Origin of the sequence: Chryseosolibacter histidinae, from assembly GCF_018598225.1 — a bacterium.
GTDB classification, from domain to species: Bacteria; Bacteroidota; Bacteroidia; order Cytophagales; family Cyclobacteriaceae; genus Chryseosolibacter; species Chryseosolibacter histidini.
Genome location: NZ_JAHESF010000013.1, coordinates 94,394 through 111,879, shown reverse-complemented (window position 1 = coordinate 111,879; position 17,486 = coordinate 94,394). Strand labels below are relative to the sequence as shown.

At 50.1% G+C, this 17,486-nt stretch carries 11 protein-coding genes; 7 read left to right on the top strand and 4 right to left on the bottom strand.

Features of this window, described 5'->3' with window-relative positions; genetic code table 11:
- Positions 1 to 4: 4 nt before the first annotated feature.
- Entirely contained in the window at positions 5 to 649 is a 645-nt protein-coding gene (locus KK083_RS14715; RefSeq protein ID WP_254164014.1) for an ankyrin repeat domain-containing protein, read from the bottom strand.
- 317 nt (positions 650 to 966) lie between these two features.
- On the opposite strand from KK083_RS14715, the gene KK083_RS14710 reads away from it, so the two are divergent.
- From KK083_RS14710 to KK083_RS14690, 5 genes are all read left to right on the top strand, one after another.
- Positions 967 to 2,871, top strand: a complete 1,905-nt coding sequence (locus KK083_RS14710) for a sialate O-acetylesterase (protein ID WP_254164013.1) — start codon at positions 967 to 969, stop codon at positions 2,869 to 2,871.
- A 188-nt stretch (positions 2,872 to 3,059) separates the two neighbouring features.
- On the top strand, positions 3,060 to 3,599 hold the full coding sequence (locus tag KK083_RS14705; protein ID WP_254164012.1) for an RNA polymerase sigma factor: 540 nt from the start codon (positions 3,060 to 3,062) through the stop codon (positions 3,597 to 3,599).
- Positions 3,600 to 3,602: 3 nt separating this feature from the next.
- A complete protein-coding gene (locus KK083_RS14700) occupies positions 3,603 to 4,202 on the top strand; it encodes a hypothetical protein (RefSeq protein ID WP_254164011.1) in 600 nt (199 codons plus the stop codon).
- Positions 4,203 to 4,239: 37 nt separating this feature from the next.
- Positions 4,240 to 5,136 carry a DUF4097 family beta strand repeat-containing protein gene (locus KK083_RS14695; protein ID WP_254164010.1) on the top strand — a complete coding sequence of 299 codons (897 nt, stop codon included), beginning with the start codon at positions 4,240 to 4,242 and terminating at the stop codon, positions 5,134 to 5,136.
- A gap of 8 nt (positions 5,137 to 5,144) precedes the next feature.
- Positions 5,145 to 5,891 (top strand): hypothetical protein, encoded by a 747-nt coding sequence (locus KK083_RS14690; RefSeq protein ID WP_254164009.1) that lies wholly within the window; start codon positions 5,145 to 5,147, stop codon positions 5,889 to 5,891.
- A 320-nt stretch (positions 5,892 to 6,211) separates the two neighbouring features.
- On the opposite strand, the gene KK083_RS14685 is transcribed toward KK083_RS14690, so the two are convergent.
- Together KK083_RS14685 and KK083_RS14680 are read right to left on the bottom strand one after the other, a co-directional pair.
- Entirely contained in the window at positions 6,212 to 7,339 is a 1,128-nt protein-coding gene (locus KK083_RS14685; protein WP_254164008.1) for a M48 family metallopeptidase, read from the bottom strand.
- Between the two features lie 58 nt (positions 7,340 to 7,397).
- Positions 7,398 to 9,917, bottom strand: coding sequence for a Kelch repeat-containing protein (locus KK083_RS14680; RefSeq protein WP_254164007.1), 2,520 nt, complete (start codon positions 9,915 to 9,917; stop codon positions 7,398 to 7,400).
- Between the two features lie 211 nt (positions 9,918 to 10,128).
- Here KK083_RS14680 and KK083_RS14675 point away from each other — a divergent pair, with 211 nt between their 5' ends.
- Positions 10,129 to 12,399: a GH92 family glycosyl hydrolase gene (locus KK083_RS14675; protein WP_254164006.1), complete on the top strand. Its 2,271-nt coding sequence runs from the start codon at positions 10,129 to 10,131 to the stop codon at positions 12,397 to 12,399.
- A 97-nt stretch (positions 12,400 to 12,496) separates the two neighbouring features.
- Here KK083_RS14675 and KK083_RS14670 read toward each other — a convergent pair whose 3' ends face one another.
- Positions 12,497 to 13,636, bottom strand: coding sequence for a hypothetical protein (locus KK083_RS14670; RefSeq protein ID WP_254164005.1), 1,140 nt, complete (start codon positions 13,634 to 13,636; stop codon positions 12,497 to 12,499).
- 636 nt (positions 13,637 to 14,272) lie between these two features.
- Here KK083_RS14670 and KK083_RS14665 point away from each other — a divergent pair.
- Positions 14,273 to 17,476: a SusC/RagA family TonB-linked outer membrane protein gene (locus tag KK083_RS14665; protein ID WP_254164004.1), complete on the top strand. Its 3,204-nt coding sequence runs from the start codon at positions 14,273 to 14,275 to the stop codon at positions 17,474 to 17,476.
- The last annotated feature ends 10 nt before the right edge of the window (positions 17,477 to 17,486 follow it).

Here is a 17,486-nt window from a genome sequence, read left to right as displayed (position 1 = left end):
GAGTTTATTGCAGAAGGGCGGCTTTCATTGCCTCATCTTCACCGTTGAGGAAACCCAGGAGGGGAGTGCCTTCGTTGTTTGTAACAGTTTTGTCAGCGCCGGCTTCCAGCAGCAGCTGCACGCAATCGATCTGGTGGTGTCTGTTCTTGCCACCACCGAATTTATAACCGTGCACCGCCCACAGCAGGGGAGTGCCGCCGAAGTCGATGCATTTTTTATGGATGTCAGCGCCCGCAGCGATCAATTTTCTTACGAGGTTTTCCCGGCCCGTCCAGGCTGCCCAGTGCAGGGCTGTTCCGCCATGGCATCCGGGGTGGTGGAGATTTGCACCACGGTCTGCATAGAGCATGCCCACCTTTTCGGCATGAAGACTGGCGGCAGCGATCAGGGGTGTATCCTTTTTTTGTACCAGGCTGAAGCCATCGATATGGGCTCCGTGCTCCAGGAAGATCCGGGCGATCTCTGTGGCTTGCTCATCTGAATAGATTCCACAAAAAACACCGTCACAGATCCTGTGCAGGGGATGCGCCTCGGCGGGATTTTTTTCATCGAACGCTATGCCTTTATTGGCCAGTGCGGGATTTGCCGAGAGCAGCCGGCGCAGCCCGTCATAGTCCAATGTTTCGATCAGTTTTTTTATCTGCGCCATGCAGTGAAGGTATCACTAGTTTGGCCAGTTGTCAAACCGGTTGCAGATTTTGTGACCTACCGTTCGTCAAAAGTTCGGTCATTGTTGTACCGGAGTTTTAGTTTTTAATGCCGCCGGTGTATTTTTATTGGAGCTAAAGTCGGTGATCGGTAACAGTGATCAGTAATCGGTGGCAGCTACCGGATTACCGGCTCAGAGAATAATTTTCCGCTTCATCTATGCTTACAAACACTCCTGTTAAAATACCCTCCTATCCCTCTTGCCAAAGAAGGACACGCATTTCCGCAGGAAAAGCGAGGGAGTTACTGTTGATCCTCATGATGATCAGCGGTCATTCGCTTTTCGGCCAGGTCACATTGCCACGGCTGGTAAGCGACAGCATGGTGTTGCAGCGCGATGCCGAGCTCAGGATCTGGGGATGGGCCGCGAAAGGAGAACAGGTGAGCATCAGCTTCAACGGGAAAAACTATAAGACACGCACAGATGCTGCCGGAAAGTGGCTGGTGAAATTGTCGCCGATGAAGGCAGGTGGACCTTATTCGATGCGCATCAAGGCGAGCAACCAGATCACCCTGAACAATATTCTCGTGGGCGACGTGTGGCTTTGCGCGGGGCAGTCGAACATGGTTCACTACCTGGACCTGCACAAGGAACGTTATGCAAAAGAGATCGCGGCGGCGAACTTTCCGGAGATCAGACAATTCTTAGTGCCCACGCTGCACAACCTTCAGGCACCGGCCAGCGACTTTCCAAACGTTCACTGGAAGACAGCCACGCCTGGCAACATCAACCGGTTTTCGGTGGTGGCGTATTTTTTTGCAAAGAAGCTTTATGAACAATATCACGTTCCCATCGGACTGATCAACACCAGCGTGGGCGGAACGCCAATCGAAGCATGGACCAGTGAAGCGGGGTTGAAGGAGTTTCCTGACATGCTGAAAATCATTCAGAAAAATAAGGATAGCGCCTACGTTAACAGCACCAACCGTGCAGCGGCCCTGGCCAATCGTGAACGCGAGCGGAGGAAGCCAGGTGATGCAGGCCTGACGGGTTCGAAGCCGTGGCATGACGTCAGCTACGTTCCGAAGAACTGGCATACCATCAACATTCCGGGGTACTGGGAAGACCAGGGCGTTAAAGGTCTGGATGGCGTGGTGTGGTACAGAAGGGAGATCGAGGTGCCGGCCTCCATGGCGGGTATTCCGGCAAAAGTTGCGCTGGGCCGGATCGTGGATGCGGATTTTTTATACATCAACGGTAAGCTTATTGGCAACACAACCTACCAGTATCCGCAGCGGAGGTACCAGGTGCCGGCAGGTGTGCTGAAAGCGGGCAAGAATATATTTGTTGTGCGTGTTATCAACAATGGCGGCAAAGGAGGTTTTGTTCCTGATAAGCCCTATTATCTGGCAGCCGGCGGAGATACGATCGACCTCAAGGGCTACTGGCAGTATAAGGTAGCTGCAGTGTATTCACCTGACATGAATCCCACGGGAGGCATCTCAGGACCTCATCAGCCCTCGGCGTTGTTCAATGCCATGGTGGCGCCCGTCACGAACTTTGCCATCAAAGGAGTTTTGTGGTACCAGGGTGAAAGCAATGCTGACAGGGCTGATCAGTATAAAAAATTGCTGCCCGCGTTGATCGCCGATTGGAGAAGTCAATGGAAGCAGGGCGACCTTCCTTTCCTGTATGTGCAGCTGCCCAATTTTATGGATGCCAGTTATTCACCTTCGGAGAGTCAGTGGGCAATCTTGCGCGAAGCCCAGCTTCAGGCGCTACGTGTACCAAATACGGGTATGGCTGTGGCGATCGATCTTGGTGAATGGAATGATATCCACCCCGGCAATAAGAAACCCATCGGAGAGAGGCTGGCGCTGGCGGCAGAGGCACTGGCATACGGAGAGAAAAATGTAGTTTACTCCGGGCCGATCTATCGCGCGCATAAGGTCGAAGGCAACAAGATCATCATCAGCTTCGATCATATCGGCGGCGGATTGATCTCTTCCGATGGAGAAGCGTTGGGCCAGTTTGCCATCGCGGGCGCAGATAAAAAATTTGTGTGGGCCAATGCCATCATCAAAGATGATCATGTTGAGGTATGGCACGACAGCATTTCGCAACCGGTTGCTGTACGTTATGCCTGGGCCGACAATCCCGTTGGTGCCAATCTTTATAATAAAGAAGGACTTCCGGCGTCACCGTTTCGTACTGACGAATAAGATTTGAATAACAAGTATTGATCAAGGAGCACCGAATTTCCAACGTAGCGCTTCGAAATTCGACATTCAATATTCGCGATTCGATATGAAACGATGAAACCCGGTAGTTATTGTTAAAATTATTTTTCCTACCGTACAACCTTTTTCCTTCCTTTCACCACTTTACTCCAAACTGAATTACTTCGTCCTTGGCTTATTTACTGGATCCTTTCGAGGCTGACCTTGTGCAACGATGCATGAATCGTGAGCAGCATGCCCAGCGCTTGTTGTACGACAGGTATAAGGATGCCATGTATACGATCTTGTTCCGCATGCTTGATGATGAGGATGATGCCGCCGATGCTTTACAGGAGGCATTTGTAGAGGTGTTCAGATCGTTGGAGAAATACAGACGATTGTCGTCGCTCGGGGCCTGGATCAAGGTTATTGTGATCCGTGCAGGACTGGCGCAGCAGAGAACGAAGAAGCTCGACTTTGAACCGATCACCGACCGTCTTCCGGAAGAACAATCGCTGGTTTGGGATGAGAACATGACGGGAGAATACCTGCATGCGGCGATCCGTCAGTTGTCTCCGGGATATCGCAATGTTTTTCTCCTGATCGAGGTGGAGGGATACTCGCATAAAGAAGCTGCCGGGCTCCTGCAGATCACGGAAGGAACATCCAAGTCGCAGTTGTTTAATGCGAAAAAGATCTTGCAGCAAAAACTGAAAAAACTGATGTACTGAAATATGGACCATGAAAATGTACAGATCCTGAAAAAGGCCATCAACGAGTTGCCAACACATGTTGCCCCGGAAAGGGTATGGGCAGGCATCCAATCTGAAATTGTGCCGGAGCAAAACCGGGGAGCGTTTGAAAAAGCTTTGCGTGACTATAAGGAGCCGGTGAAGTCACCTGTTTCCTGGGAGAAGCTTGCACTGCGTACCGCGGAAGCTGGTAGTTCCAGGAAGAAGATCTTTTCATTATCAAATACTGGCTACTGGTTGTCCGGTGTTGCCGCTGCCCTGGTCATTGGTGTTTGTGTAGGCGTGTACCTGAGTACAAAGAACGGTACAAAGTATGAAACGCAAGATATGGCAATGTCGCCCGAGGCCAGCGAAGAGGAGGCCATGAGGTTCATTGAAAGGTTTTGCAAAGGGGGGAATGTCATTTGTACCTCGACGGCATTTTTAGAGCTGAAGGCGGAGCTGGATGAGTCCACCGAGGAGCTGAAGGAGATCAGTAAACAGCTTTCGGTATTTCAAAACGATCCAACGCTGCTCCAGGCAAAATCAACCATTGAAAAGTACCGGGCCACGGTGCTGAAAGAAATAACCCTGATGATCTAGAGACGATCATCGGATCATAAGCTTAACAGTCGAAACAATGATGACTAAACGATTCCTGGTATGGGTCTGTACAACATACCTCCTGTCGATCGCTTCTCCTGGCTTCTCTCAACAGTTGCAGGCGGTGAATAAGCAGGTGACCAAGAACATTCCGCTCGCGGTAAAAGAGCTGTTCAGGATTGCCGGCGAAAAGGCTGACATTTCTGTCACGGGCTGGGAGAAGGATTTTGTACAGGTGAGGCTAACCATGACTGCCGAGAACGCCAGCAAAAGCGTTGCGCAAAAAGAGCTCGACTACATTCAATATGCCATTGCCCGCGGTGACGACGGAACCGTAACCCTGCAGAACGCTTTTATGTTGCCCTTCGATGTGGACCAGATCAACAGCAGGCTCACGGTTTCAATGGAGATCATGTTCCCGGAAAAGCAAAAACTGTTCATCGAGAACAAGTACGGTTCTGTCAATCTCAGAAATTTGTCGGGCAATGTTCAAACGTCTGTACGATTCAATAATGTTTCACTTGAACAATTAAGCGGGCAGTTGCACATTGCGGCGGCCTACAGCGAGATCAGGGGTGACGCGCTTCGGCTGACTGATTTCTTCTGCGATGCAGAGAAAACAACGGTAGAGCTCGTGCTCACAACAGGCCGGTACGTGCTGAAAGGAAACCTGTGCGACATGGACCTGACGGTTCAGGAGATCGGCTCGCTCGATATCGACGTTCTGCGTACACCCATCACATTGCGGCTCGCGAATGGTGAACGTTACTCGTACAACCTCCAGGCAAGATCAGGTACTATTCATGCACCGGACCCTTACCGCGCACACCTCCGCACAGAGAACAAACAAACCCTGTTGCGATATGATCAGCCGGCATCATCGCAGAAAATGATCAGGGCCACCACAACTTATAATTCCATCACGATCAAATAAACCATATTATGAACAGGATATTTTTTTTGACCATCATTTTTACTTCGGCATTGTCAGGCGCATTTGCGCAGGATAGCCTGATCACCCGATCGTTTAACCAATACATTCATACAGATTTTGGATTCGGGTACCGGCGCAATGATCTTGGCGCGTTGAACACTGCCCTGAAGGATTTTGGATACAAACCGCTGAATGAGAACTTCTCCACGTTTTCCTTATCGGTGGGCGTTTCCATGAAAAGATTTGTATTTCATTCAGAGGCATCCATCTTTAGCGCTTCCGATGCCAGTATCGGCAATAACCTGAAGGCAACGGTTGAAGGTCATTCCTTCGGTTGGGCGATAGGATATTCCGTTGTTGAAAAACCTAAAGTGCGTTTTTATCCCTATGTTGGTTTTCAATCGGCGTTCAGCCACCTGAAAGTGAAGGACCAGACCCAGGTAAGTGGATGGAATGATCTGCTCGACACACCGCAACGGAACTTTACTTTGGATTTCGTGAGCAATTCACTCGACCTCGGTTTTCAGCTCGAACGCATCATTCCCATTGTGAACGGCCGGAACGACTGTCCGCAGAACGCAAGCTTTGCCACTGTAGGCATACGGGCAGGCTATTTGTTAGGCCTCAGCAAAGGAAAAGGCGAATACAACGATCAGCAGATCAACGGCGCACCCCGGTATGCTGTGCAGGGACCCTACATGACGCTCTTCATCGGGTACGGTACAAAACTGAGGAGGATGAACTGGAAAAAATAACGTCAGGGTGTGTTTCAGCCCTGAAAGGGCTGAATGTCAATATCCGTGGGTGCAGCCCATGGATATTGCGGTTTTGCATTTCACCTGCCACAGGTAATCCGGATCGGGGTACGCTTTCTCTGGCACGTAAAGCACACGCCAGATCCGGGATCGCGATCGATGCGCCATAAACAGACAGCGCCAGATCGCTATTGTGCTTGGCGCATTTACGCATCACACTGAATAACCCGCGCTTCACCGCGGGTTATTCACATTAAGCCCCCGTTGGGGCTTGAATGCAATTATAGACTGCCAAACAGAGGAGCACCTCGAATCTTATATTATTTTCCAATGCTGTATTCTTTTATCTCAGCAAGCCTTTTGTACAGGTGCGGATGTGTCAGGAATTTTTCGCTGAGCCAGGTCCAGAACCCTTCATTTTCCAGTGAGTGTTTAATATGTTTCTCCACATTGAATTTGGAATGGATCTCTTTGCCCGTGGTCATGATGAGGATGCCCTCGATTGAACCTTGTGGCGAAAAATCATAGCCGGCCCTGTCGCAGGTATACTCACAGCCGCGCGAGTGGGCGAGGCTGAGGAAAGGGACGATCTTGGAAGGCAGAAGATATTTCTCTATTGTAAGGTGCTTTCGTTTGATGTGACATAGTTCGTGTGCTGTCACATATTTCAGTACATCATAATTTCCTTTGAGCGTTGTTTCGATCACCTCGGAATAGATCATCAGGATGTGTGCCCTCGAGAATTTTGTAACAAATGCGTTAAAGTGTCCTGAGGTGATGTAGATCTCCGGGATGGTTGTGTTGATGGCCTTCGCCTGCGCTTCAATGATGCTGTAAACCTCCGGGAACTGGTCTTTGGTTACCCTGATGGAATTTCCGCGGATCATACCGATAAAGATCCCGTGGAGCACCCTGGCGGTCAGCAGGACAACCAGCACAAAAGGAACGCCGATCATCAGTAAGAGTAGTGAACCACCGATGTCAGTAATAAAGGTATACGCCAATATCCCGCCCACGGCCAGGTAGAAGAGTGCGCTGATGGTCAGCCTGATGTTGTAATAAATGCTTTCTTTCGGGTGCTGCCTGACAACATATTTTTCATCCGGGGCGTGACCACGGGCGCCCGATGCAACATACCCGTGGTTGACAGCACGTTCTCCAGCCTGGCTTTTTTCCAGCATGGCACTATCAACATCGTCTGTCTGGAAATAGTAATCGATCAGGTACTTTATAAAGGCCTGGCGCTGGTCGTCGGTGATCTCCAGTGAGTCGCTGATGCCTTCTGCAGACAACGTATAGGTATTTCCGGCAACGGTAACGGTCACCGTTTTAAAGCTGTCGCCTGCCTTCAGCGCCTTGAGTAAGTTGTAGTGGGTTTCGAAATTCTGATTGTCGAAGCTGTAGAGCAACCACTTCTTGTAGTCGCCAATCGTTAAGGACTTGTTCATGGAGTGTCTTATTATTGTTGCGGGCCTTGAATCGGCCGCAGCTAAAAATAGCAAATAATCACGAGATCACCTCGTCAAAAGTTTTGGGATAACTTTCAGCGTAGAGTGATTTATACTCCTTGGCAAAATGATCGTACCAGGTTTTTGCAAGGGAGTATTTTCCTTTTTTGTTCAGCACTGAACATTTGATGACCAGCGCTTCCTGGTTGATGCTGTCGTAGTTGAAGATGGTGTCGGCGATCTCGAGCAGGATCCGGTCGTCACGGTTCACATCGAGCTTTTCTGAGTACTCCAGCAGCATGTCGATGATCCTGTTGGAGATGTCTGATTTGAAATTGTCGAGCCAGGCGCTCTGGATGTCGGGCAGCAGGTTGCCGCGTTTCACGTGCTTCAGCAGCGCTTCGATCATGGTGTTGTCTACGGCGTTACCGCTTGCCAGGATGCGTGACACCACGTGGTAATCGCATACAACGTTATCGCTGATCACCAGGCGCAGGTATGCATTGTTGTTTTCGATGGTCACGTCGCCAACCTCTTCGAGAAGACCCCTGAGCTTTTTGAGGTTTACGTTCCGGTTGTTGCGCGCGCTCATGTCGTCTTTGTCGGGCCAGAGCTGCTCCTGCAGTGTTGTTGTTGAAATGCCGTGCTCCGTTTTAGCGGAGTGGAGCAGGATCAGCAGGAAGAGCTCTTTCACCGTCATCGAAAATTTGCCGGTGATGTCGTTGCCATCCTTGTCCAGCACCTGGAACCCTCCGAATAAATGAATCGCCGATGCGGCTTTTTCAGTTTCAGGGAAGTTGATCGGTGTGGCACTGCCTGCAACAGAAGGGATGACGGATCTTTCCTCCTGTACGCTGGGGACTTCAGGTTGTTTTCTTTTCTTCCGGATCCATACAAATGTTGCTGCACTACCTGCGATAAGGACGATTGCCAGGATCATATACACAGCAGCGGTTGAAGTTTTTTCAACTTCCTGAAAAACATCCTGTGTGCTTACGGGTGGGTAGTTGATGGCGTAGGTATTGATCCGGTAATGATCTTTTTCTTTGTGCGAGGTAACAGCCACCAGCTGCCGCGTTGCCTGGGAGAGGAACAGGTCGCAGAAAGAATGCTCGTCATGGAACTGGAACGGGATGGTGTCGGCCAGCGCCTGCCACTCGGGTTTGTTCAGCGAATACCGCCGCAGGGTGATGAAGCTGTCGTGCCTGTTCTTGGGGAAGCTCAGCACATAAAAACAGCTGTCCTCCTCGTTGATCACCAGCGAATTTGAAAAAACAATATCCTCGTCACTGTGGCCGGACTTGAACTCCCAGATCTTTTTGATGTCATGCTTGCGAAGGTCAAATGAATAGAGGTCGTAAAAACTTTGCGGGAAGAGCTCCTGTTTTCCACTTTCACTGCCGTATCCGCCAAAGATCAACGCTTTGTCTTTTTTAGCTGTGAGACCCAGCGCACCCAGGTACCGGGGAGGAATGGCGCCTGTTGTCTGCACTTCCATCCATTTGCGGGCGGCGCTGTCGTACCGCATGAACTTGTTCTTGTAGGTGAAATGACCATAGCCTCCGAACGTGTAGACTGACCGGTCAAACGGATTGTAGAACTTGTTGTTGTGCCAGTAGTTGGGCAGGTTGTAAGTAGTGTCGGTATTCTCCCAGGCGTTCCGCTCAAAATCGAAACGGGACAGGCGCCCGCTGAAGAGATCGTAGTTCACCAGGGTGTTGCCGGCCCCGACGTACAGCAGTTGGTTGGCGTCGCTGTAGATGGGTTTGCCGTGTTGTATTTTCCGGCGATCGATCTTTCCATCGGCATTATAAATATAGACGTTGTTCTTGTCGATCGCGTAAAGCGCACCTGAAATGCTGTTGAACGCTACCGATGGGTACTTCTCAAGTTGAAAATCCCTGGCATGGACCCATCGGATGTGCCGGTCTGCAAGCCACGTAGGGTTGCGCGTGGTGGCGGCGAGGGTGAGGGTGTTGTCATATACTTCACCGATACCGTGTTTCCGCAGGTCCCACCGGATTGTTTCACCAACATTCCTGACGAGTTCCACATTACGGATGATCATCGGGGGCACGTCTGAGGTATTGAATTTTCCAAATTCGTTGGCACCAAAATAAAAACGGAAGCTGGAAAGGTCTGCGGTAGTGGCGAGCTCGTGTGTTTTCTCCTGGCCGGCCCACGTCATGGATATGCGGTGTTCGCGCAGGTTGAACCGGATAGCTACAGTCGTCCATGCCATTGCCTGCAGTCCAATATCCGCATGGTTGAAATGGATGCCCGTCTGGCGGTTGTTGATGATCAGGTTCAGGTCATCGAAGTCTTCATGTTCGGGGCTCGACACCAGGTCGATGTTGAGCGAGTCGTTGGCGATGATGCGGAGCACGTACCCATAGGCGTCTGTGAGCCGCCTGAGGCTGAGGTCGAATTTGATCTCGAAACCATCTTTCATGATGAACGGCGCCTCCGGTGTGAGGGCCAGCGAGGTTCTCTGGTCTTTGGTCACTTCGTGAGAAGAAAAGACCAGCCCATAGTCCAGCTCCGGCGTAACATTTTGTCCCCGGAGTCCTTGAATCAAAAACAGGATCAGGAGTATAAGAACCAAATTCCTTTTGAGCAGCATCGCAACTAAGATTTCTCCTTCACATGGTTATCACAGGATTACAATTTATTCAAAAAAAAGTAGAATTCGAATTCAAAATTCGCCTGCGGCATCTCCTTTAATAGGATATTAATTCCTTTTTAAGCGTGGCGCGATACTTTCACGGCTTTCCAATCAAAAAATAAAGATGAAGACCGTGTCAATTGTTATCGCGCTCATGCTCGCAATCCCAGCCATGGCGCAGCCACTGAAAAGATCCTTCGCCGGAGAAAGCAAAATGGAGCTTGTCAACCCATTTATCGGAACGGGCGGGCATGGCCATACTTTTCCCGGCGCCACTGTACCGTATGGCATGGTTCAGCTCAGTCCTGATACACGGCTGAACGGGTGGGATGCGTGCTCGGGTTACCACAGCTCCGACCGGGCCATTCTGGGTTTTTCGCACACGCACCTGAGCGGAACGGGGATCGGTGATTATGGCGACATCCTGTTCATGCCCACCACCGGCAAGCAGGAGCTCGTGCAGGGAACCGCCGAAGATCCGGATGCGGGATATTGCTCACGTAAAACGCCGGGAACAGAATCAGCTTCGCCCGGCTATTATACCGTGACTCTTCAGGACTACGGAGTGAAGGCAGAGCTCACCGCCACCGCGCGGGCAGGCATGCACCGGTACACGTATCCCGCCGGCAGCCAGGCAGGTGTGATCATCGATGTAGGGCACACGCTGCAGAGCCACCACAACGAGGTCAACGAGATAGAGGTGATCAGCGAATATGAGATCCGCGGTTACAAGCTCACCAAAGGATGGGCCAGGGACCACCGTGTTTTCTTTCACGCCATTTTTTCGAAACCTTTCACTTACAGCCTTGCTGTGAAAGACCGGCTGACCGATGCGAAGGAGCGGTCTGTTCGTGAGGCCGGGGCCAAGGCGTTGCTGAATTTCGCGAATGCGGGTGAAGTGATGGTGAAGGTCGGGATCTCCGGTGTCGATTATGAAGGTGCCAAAAACAACGTTGTGCGTGAGATCGCCGGCTGGGACTTCAATGCTGTAAAAAACACAGCCTCCGGTCTTTGGAAAAACTGGCTCGACAAGATCGAGGTGAAAGGCGGAACCCCCGACCAGCGCAAGATTTTTTACACGGCCTTGTATCACACCGCCATCAGCCCCAATGTTTTTACGGATGCTGACGGACGTTACCGCGGCATGGATAAAAAGATCCACCAGGCCAACGGATCGCAGAATTATACGGTGTTCTCCCTGTGGGATACCTTCCGCGCCTTCCACCCGCTGATGACCATCATCAACCCGTTTATGAATGAGGAGTGGGTGAGGGCGCTGGTGAAAAAATATGAAGAAGGTGCCGTGCTGCCGATGTGGGAGCTGTCGTCGAACGAAACGGGCACCATGATCGGCTATCACGCCGTGCCGGTGATTGTGGATGCCTATTTTAAAGGATACAGGAATTTCAATGTGGAAAAAGCGTATGAGGCCATCGTTCATTCATCCACATACGACACCACTTCGATTTCTTTCCCGGATGACGAAGTGAAGCGCAACCTGATGCCACGCGCGAAATATTATAACCAGGAATTGGGCTTCATTCCCTGCGACCGTGAGAACGAGTCTGTATCCAAGGCGCTGGAATATGCTTACAACGACTGGTGCATCGCACAGATGGCGAAGGCGCTGGGTAAGAAGGCTGACTACGAGCGATTCATGGCACGTTCGAAACGTTACGCGTTGTACTTCGATACAAGTACCGGTTTTATGCGTGGTAAAAATTCAGATGGTACCTGGAAAAAGCCATTCAATCCACGTTTCTCCAATCACCGTGAAGACGAGTATGTGGAAGGCAATGCCTGGCAGTGGTCGTGGTTTGTTCCACACGATGTGGAGGGCCTGGTTGCGCTGCACGGCGGAAAACAAAACTTCATTCACAAGCTCGATAGCCTGTTCGCCACCAATTCTGCGATCGACGGCACAAATTCATCCGCCGATATTTCAGGACTCATCGGCCAGTATGCGCATGGCAACGAGCCGAGTCACCACATCGCCTATCTCTATAATTATGCAGGCGAGCCCTGGAAAACACAGGAGCTTGTGGACCGCATCCTCACCAGTTTGTACTTCAACGATCAGAATGGCCTGTCAGGAAATGAGGACTGTGGACAAATGTCGGCCTGGTATATTTTGAGCAGCCTCGGATTTTATCAGGTGAGCCCCGGAAATCCTGTTTATACCATCGGCCGTCCGCTGTTTGAAGAAGTGACGTTGCAGCTCGGCAATGGAAAACAGTTTGTGATCAGGGCGCCGGGTAACAACGCCGCCACAAAGTATGTGAAACAGGTGAAGCTCAACGGCAAAGTCTTGCGTACACCTTTCTTTTCACATGCAGACCTCATGAAAGGTGGCACTTTGGAATTCACTATGAGTGATCAACCCGTTAGACCGTAAGTACGAGATACGGTATCGTCACGAAAGCTATTACCTGAAAAAGAAAAGGCCTCACTCGTGAAGCCTTTCTTTTTTAATAGAGTGTCCTCAATAGTTTCTACTTTCTGTGGTAGTCAGGACTTTCAATGGTTGTTTCGTATTCTTTTTCATGCTTATCCACGCAGGCAACCGCCTGGATCACGGCTTGTTTGTTTTCGATGGTGAACGGCTGATCCGAGACGTAATTGCGCATTCGGCTGCCGAACAAACTGATCGTCAATTTTTGCTCACCTCTCACCAGCATATAATCCCATGATTGATTTTCCGGCACGGTGGTCAAAGCCCCATTACCACCGGAAAAGGCTTCCACGTTGGTGATCGATGTATGTCCCTGGCCCTCGATGATGATCGGGTGAACATCGCGCACGCTGTTTCCGCAGTTGGCAATAATTGAGCCCTGGGCTATCTGCCAGTTCCTGTTTTTTGTATTCGATCCCTTTTTATGAATGCCAACAGCAACGCAATCAAAATTGAAGTTGGTCAATTGCCCATAGCTTTCATCATCCAACAAGATCCCACCATAAGTGCCAAAAGTAAACAGGTCCATCAGCTGTGCATTGTCCGTATGATTGATCGCGTAGGCAAAAGTTTTCTTCGCGATAACGGCATCCACCACCTTGCGGCTGAATCCGCCCCGTATAAAACGTTGAACGGAGGGATTGATGTGACAATGGAGGATCCTGGGCACATCATAGCAGTAGTCGATGCGGATGAACTGACCGCTCAGCGGATAACCGTAACAATGTTCAAAGATCATCAGCTCGCAGGGAAATCGTTTCGGGGCGTTGAAATCCATCGCCAGGTACTCGCCGTAAAACGTGAGGCACGAAAGATAGACACCCTGTGTGTGGCTTGTTTGTGATACTTGAATGGTTGGCGGATACGGAATAATGGAGTCAGGATTATCAAGGGTCTGCTCAGGGTACCAAAACTGGATCCCTTTTATTTGTGTGCTGGACTCGACCGTGATAAATGCGCGCGCCTGGTCGGTGATCTTTATGACGCTGCCCACAGGTTGTTTTTTTGAAGGATGAATTGTGCCCCTCGGTGTCGGTCCGTTGACACCCACCAGCGATGTGTTCTTCTTTAAAATGATCCCCCCGGCGATCGGGTAAGGCTCATCCGTAGGCTCAATAAAAATGGCCGCGCCCACCGTCGATGCCCAGTCAATCGCTTTCTGCAAATTGACCTTATTCACCTCCGCCGAATTAGCCGGCGTCACGCCAAAGCTCTTCACACTCACAAGGTTCTGAGCGTATCCAAAATTTATCCCCAGCAGAAGACAGACTATAAGCCCTATAAAAATCCTGTTCGTTGATCCTGTTAATCGTGTAAATCCTGCTAATCCTGATCTTAATCCTGAAAATCCTGTTAATCCTGTTCCTGATGTCATGGCTGTATACGTTTGTTCTGCGTTCGAAATAAGCCCGACCCTATTAAAGCAGAATTAATTTTGACTTAAAATGACTGGCCGAATGGTTTTTATTGAAATTATACCACGGTTCGAAAAAGCGGGTGATGATCATTGAAATTGAGTCGATGACCGATCACTTTTTATGTATTCCGGATTCAGACAAAACCACTCCGGGCGCTTGATCCCGCCTATTTTAATACAATCAGGTTCATATTTAAATGACGATGCTGTCGATGCTCAGTGGCCGGACGACCCGGTCTCTCAACGTGTTATTTTGAAGTTTTTTCTAAAAAATCTCGCATTAATAGGGATTTAATAGAAAATTAATTGATCCCGCCTAGGTTTGACTAACCGATAACGATTGAAACCCAAATCGCAAACGGTGACAGAATTCCAAATCAAACCTTAAAATTCATTCTTATGAGTAAAATCTACATGTTTTTGCTTATTTCTCTAGTCTGGTCCTCCATGGCTCCAGCGCAGGCGGCGCCGGTCTGGGGAATCACGGCTACTGCGCCATCAGAGATCAGGCAGCCTGCCGAGATCCGTCAGCAGGGCCGGGAAATTACCGGTAAAGTTACCGAGGAAGGTGGCTCAGGGCTCCCTGGTGTAAGCGTATTGATCGAGGGGACGTCAGACGGGACGGTGACTGACAATGACGGACATTTTAAAATTGTGGTCCCCTCCAACGAATCGGTGCTGATCTTCAGCTTTATAGGTTATGTGACTCAGAAGGTCACCGTTGCAAACCTTTCAGTAGTCGATGTTTCACTGGTAGCCGATGTCACAAACCTCGGCGAAGTGGTTGTCACAGGTTACAGCACACAGAAAAGAGCAACCTTGACCGGATCTGTATCGGTGATCGAGAACAAGGACATTGTTCGTACCAAAAACGAAAACGTGCTGAACGCGATGACCGGCAAATTGCCAGGTGTCCGCATCGTACAAAAGAGTGCCGCACCGGGCGCCTACGATACACAGATCGACATTCGCGGCATGGGCGATCCGTTGTTTGTGATCGACGGCATTGTTCGCGATAAGGATTTTTTCGCGCGCATGAGCTCCGAAGAAATAGAAAGTGTATCCGTATTGAAAGATGGCAGCGCAGCCGTCTATGGTTTACGCTCCGCCAACGGTGTGGTGGTGGTTACTACTAAAAAAGGTGTGGTAAACCCGGGAGGAAAAGTTGATGTCACTTTAAATTCCAGCGTATCCTGGCAACAATTTCTGTACGTGCCGAAAAGTGTCGGCGCCGTCGATTACATGACGTTGCGAAATGAACAGAACTGGCAGGACTTCGGGAAGAACTACGTCGTGCGCACAAACCCCATGTTTACCGATGCCCAGATCGAGGAATACCGTAACGGTACTAAAAAATCCTATGATTGGTTTGACCAGGTGTTTAAGAAGACCACGCCACAAAATCAGACCGATCTGACGGTCAATGGCGGAAATGAAAAAATCCGGTATTTCTTCAACCTCGGTTATTCCAAGCAGGATGGCTCCTATAAAAGCGGCGATTATTATTCCTCACGCTGGAACATGCGTACCAATATCGACGCTCAAATTAACAAACGGCTGAGTGCGCGGATCTCTTTGGGCGCCATCATGGTCGATACCCACCAGCCGAATGGAACGGGCTGGACAACTTACAAGCTCACCTGGTTAACCCGTCCTGATGCTCCTTTTTATGCCAACGATAACCCGGAGTACCCCAATGGCGACTCTCAATTGTTGAATGAAGGTGCCAACATGATCGTGCAGACCGATGCCGATTATGTGGGCTATAACATCACCAAGGATAGAAAGTACAACGGAACGCTTACGCTCGAGTATGAGATCCCCGGCGTGGAAGGATTGTCGGCCAAAGGAGTTTATGATTATTCTCCGAGCTTACCGGATTTCACCAGTTACAAACGCGCCTACGAGCTGTATCGTTATAACCCGGACGCCGATACTTATTCACCGATTGCAAGGAACACACCTTCAGACATTACAAGGTCGATCAATCTTCAGTACAGCACCAACATGCAGTTGGGATTGCATTACAACCACAGCTTTGGTGACCACAATGTCAGCAGCTTTTTGATCTACGAAGAAAGATACAATAGCTGGGATGGGTTCAATGCCTATCGCCGGTTGCTGGTGGATTCGGAATACCTGTCTGCCGGTGAATCGGAAGGTCAGCAGGCTACTTCCGGAGATCTGTATGACCGGGCCACCAGGTCGCTCATCGGTTCGGTGAACTATGATTTCAAGGGTAAGTACTTGCTGGATTTCAAATTCCGTCGTGATGGATCTTCGCGTTTCCCTGCCGCCAACCGTTATGGTTTCTTCCCCTCCATTTCAGCAGGATGGCGCCTGAGTGAAGAAGGTTTCATCAAAAACAATTTTGCATTCCTGAGCAACCTGAAATTAAGAGCTTCTTATGGAGAGATGGCTGATGATAGCGAGTTTTCCAATTATCCTCCTGCACGCGGTTTCAACCTGAATGGCAATGAATATGGATGGATCTATGGCTCCGTATTGACCGGTGGTGTATCACCTTCTCCCATCACCAATCCTGACCTGACCTGGTACGCAGCAAAGACCTATAACGCTGGTATCGACTTTGGACTTCTCGACCAGAAACTGAGCGGTAGCATAGACGTTTATAAGCGCGACCGCACGGGTTTGAAAGCAGTCAGCAACGTTGTGATCCCCGGAACGGTAGGCGCTACGTTGCCCGAGATCAACTACAACAGCGATCGGAACTTCGGATATGAAATAGCTTTGAGGTACGATAACACGTTCAAGGATATTAAGTACTATGTAGGTGGACAACTTTCTGCCACGAAGAGCATGCGGACCAGATGGCTTGAAACGCCGGCGGGTAATTCGTATGACCGGTGGAGAAACCGCACCAGCGGACGTTACAATGATATCTGGTGGGGTAACGAGTCTCAAACACAGCTCACCAGCTACGACCAGATCCAGAACTATGGACTTCCGCTGGGGCAGAATACATTGCCCGGAGACTGGGTGCTGAATGACTGGAACGGTGATGGCGTGATCAATGATTCCGATCAGCATCCTATTGCTTCCATTGGCCGCCCGGTGTTCAACTACGGTATCTCTCTTGGAGGAGCGTGGAAAGGACTTGACCTCGCACTGGATTTTCAAGGCGCGTGGGGTGTTTACGTGCAATATGCTGAAGTGCTCACCGAGGCATTGCCTTTCGGCGGCCAAAATACCCTGGACTATTTTATGGACCGGTGGCATCCGGTAGATCCCAACGCGGATTACTTTAACCCCAGCACACAGTGGGTGAGTGGCTACTACCCGGTTACAGGCCATGACGGCCGCCGCACCGGTACCAACGGCGTGCAGAATGCATCGTACATGCGTTTAAAAACCGCACAGCTCGGTTATTCACTTCCCGATGCATGGCTCTCCAGAATCGGGATGAAGAATCTGAGGTTCTACGTGAGCGGATACAATTTGCTGACGTTTACCGGACTTAAGAACACAGACCCTGAACGTCCCGCGTCAGCGATGCCAGGCGTGACCGGTGCCGCAACCGTTGAATTCTACAATTACCCTGTGAACAAGAGTTATACGATCGGAGCAACTGTCAAATTCTGAAAAGAACTTA

Excerpts from the sequence above, each read along its gene's own strand:
- KK083_RS14715 (WP_254164014.1), bottom strand. The coding sequence starts at position 649 with ATGGCGCAGATAAAAAAACTGATCGAAACATTGGACTATGACGGGCTG.
- KK083_RS14710 (WP_254164013.1), top strand. The coding sequence starts at position 967 with ATGATGATCAGCGGTCATTCGCTTTTCGGCCAGGTCACATTGCCACGG.
- KK083_RS14700 (WP_254164011.1), top strand. The coding sequence starts at position 3,603 with ATGGACCATGAAAATGTACAGATCCTGAAAAAGGCCATCAACGAGTTG.
- KK083_RS14695 (WP_254164010.1), top strand. The coding sequence starts at position 4,240 with ATGATGACTAAACGATTCCTGGTATGGGTCTGTACAACATACCTCCTG.
- KK083_RS14690 (WP_254164009.1), top strand. The coding sequence starts at position 5,145 with ATGAACAGGATATTTTTTTTGACCATCATTTTTACTTCGGCATTGTCA.
- KK083_RS14685 (WP_254164008.1), bottom strand. The coding sequence starts at position 7,339 with ATGAACAAGTCCTTAACGATTGGCGACTACAAGAAGTGGTTGCTCTAC.
- KK083_RS14675 (WP_254164006.1), top strand. The coding sequence starts at position 10,129 with ATGAAGACCGTGTCAATTGTTATCGCGCTCATGCTCGCAATCCCAGCC.
- KK083_RS14665 (WP_254164004.1), top strand. The coding sequence starts at position 14,273 with ATGAGTAAAATCTACATGTTTTTGCTTATTTCTCTAGTCTGGTCCTCC.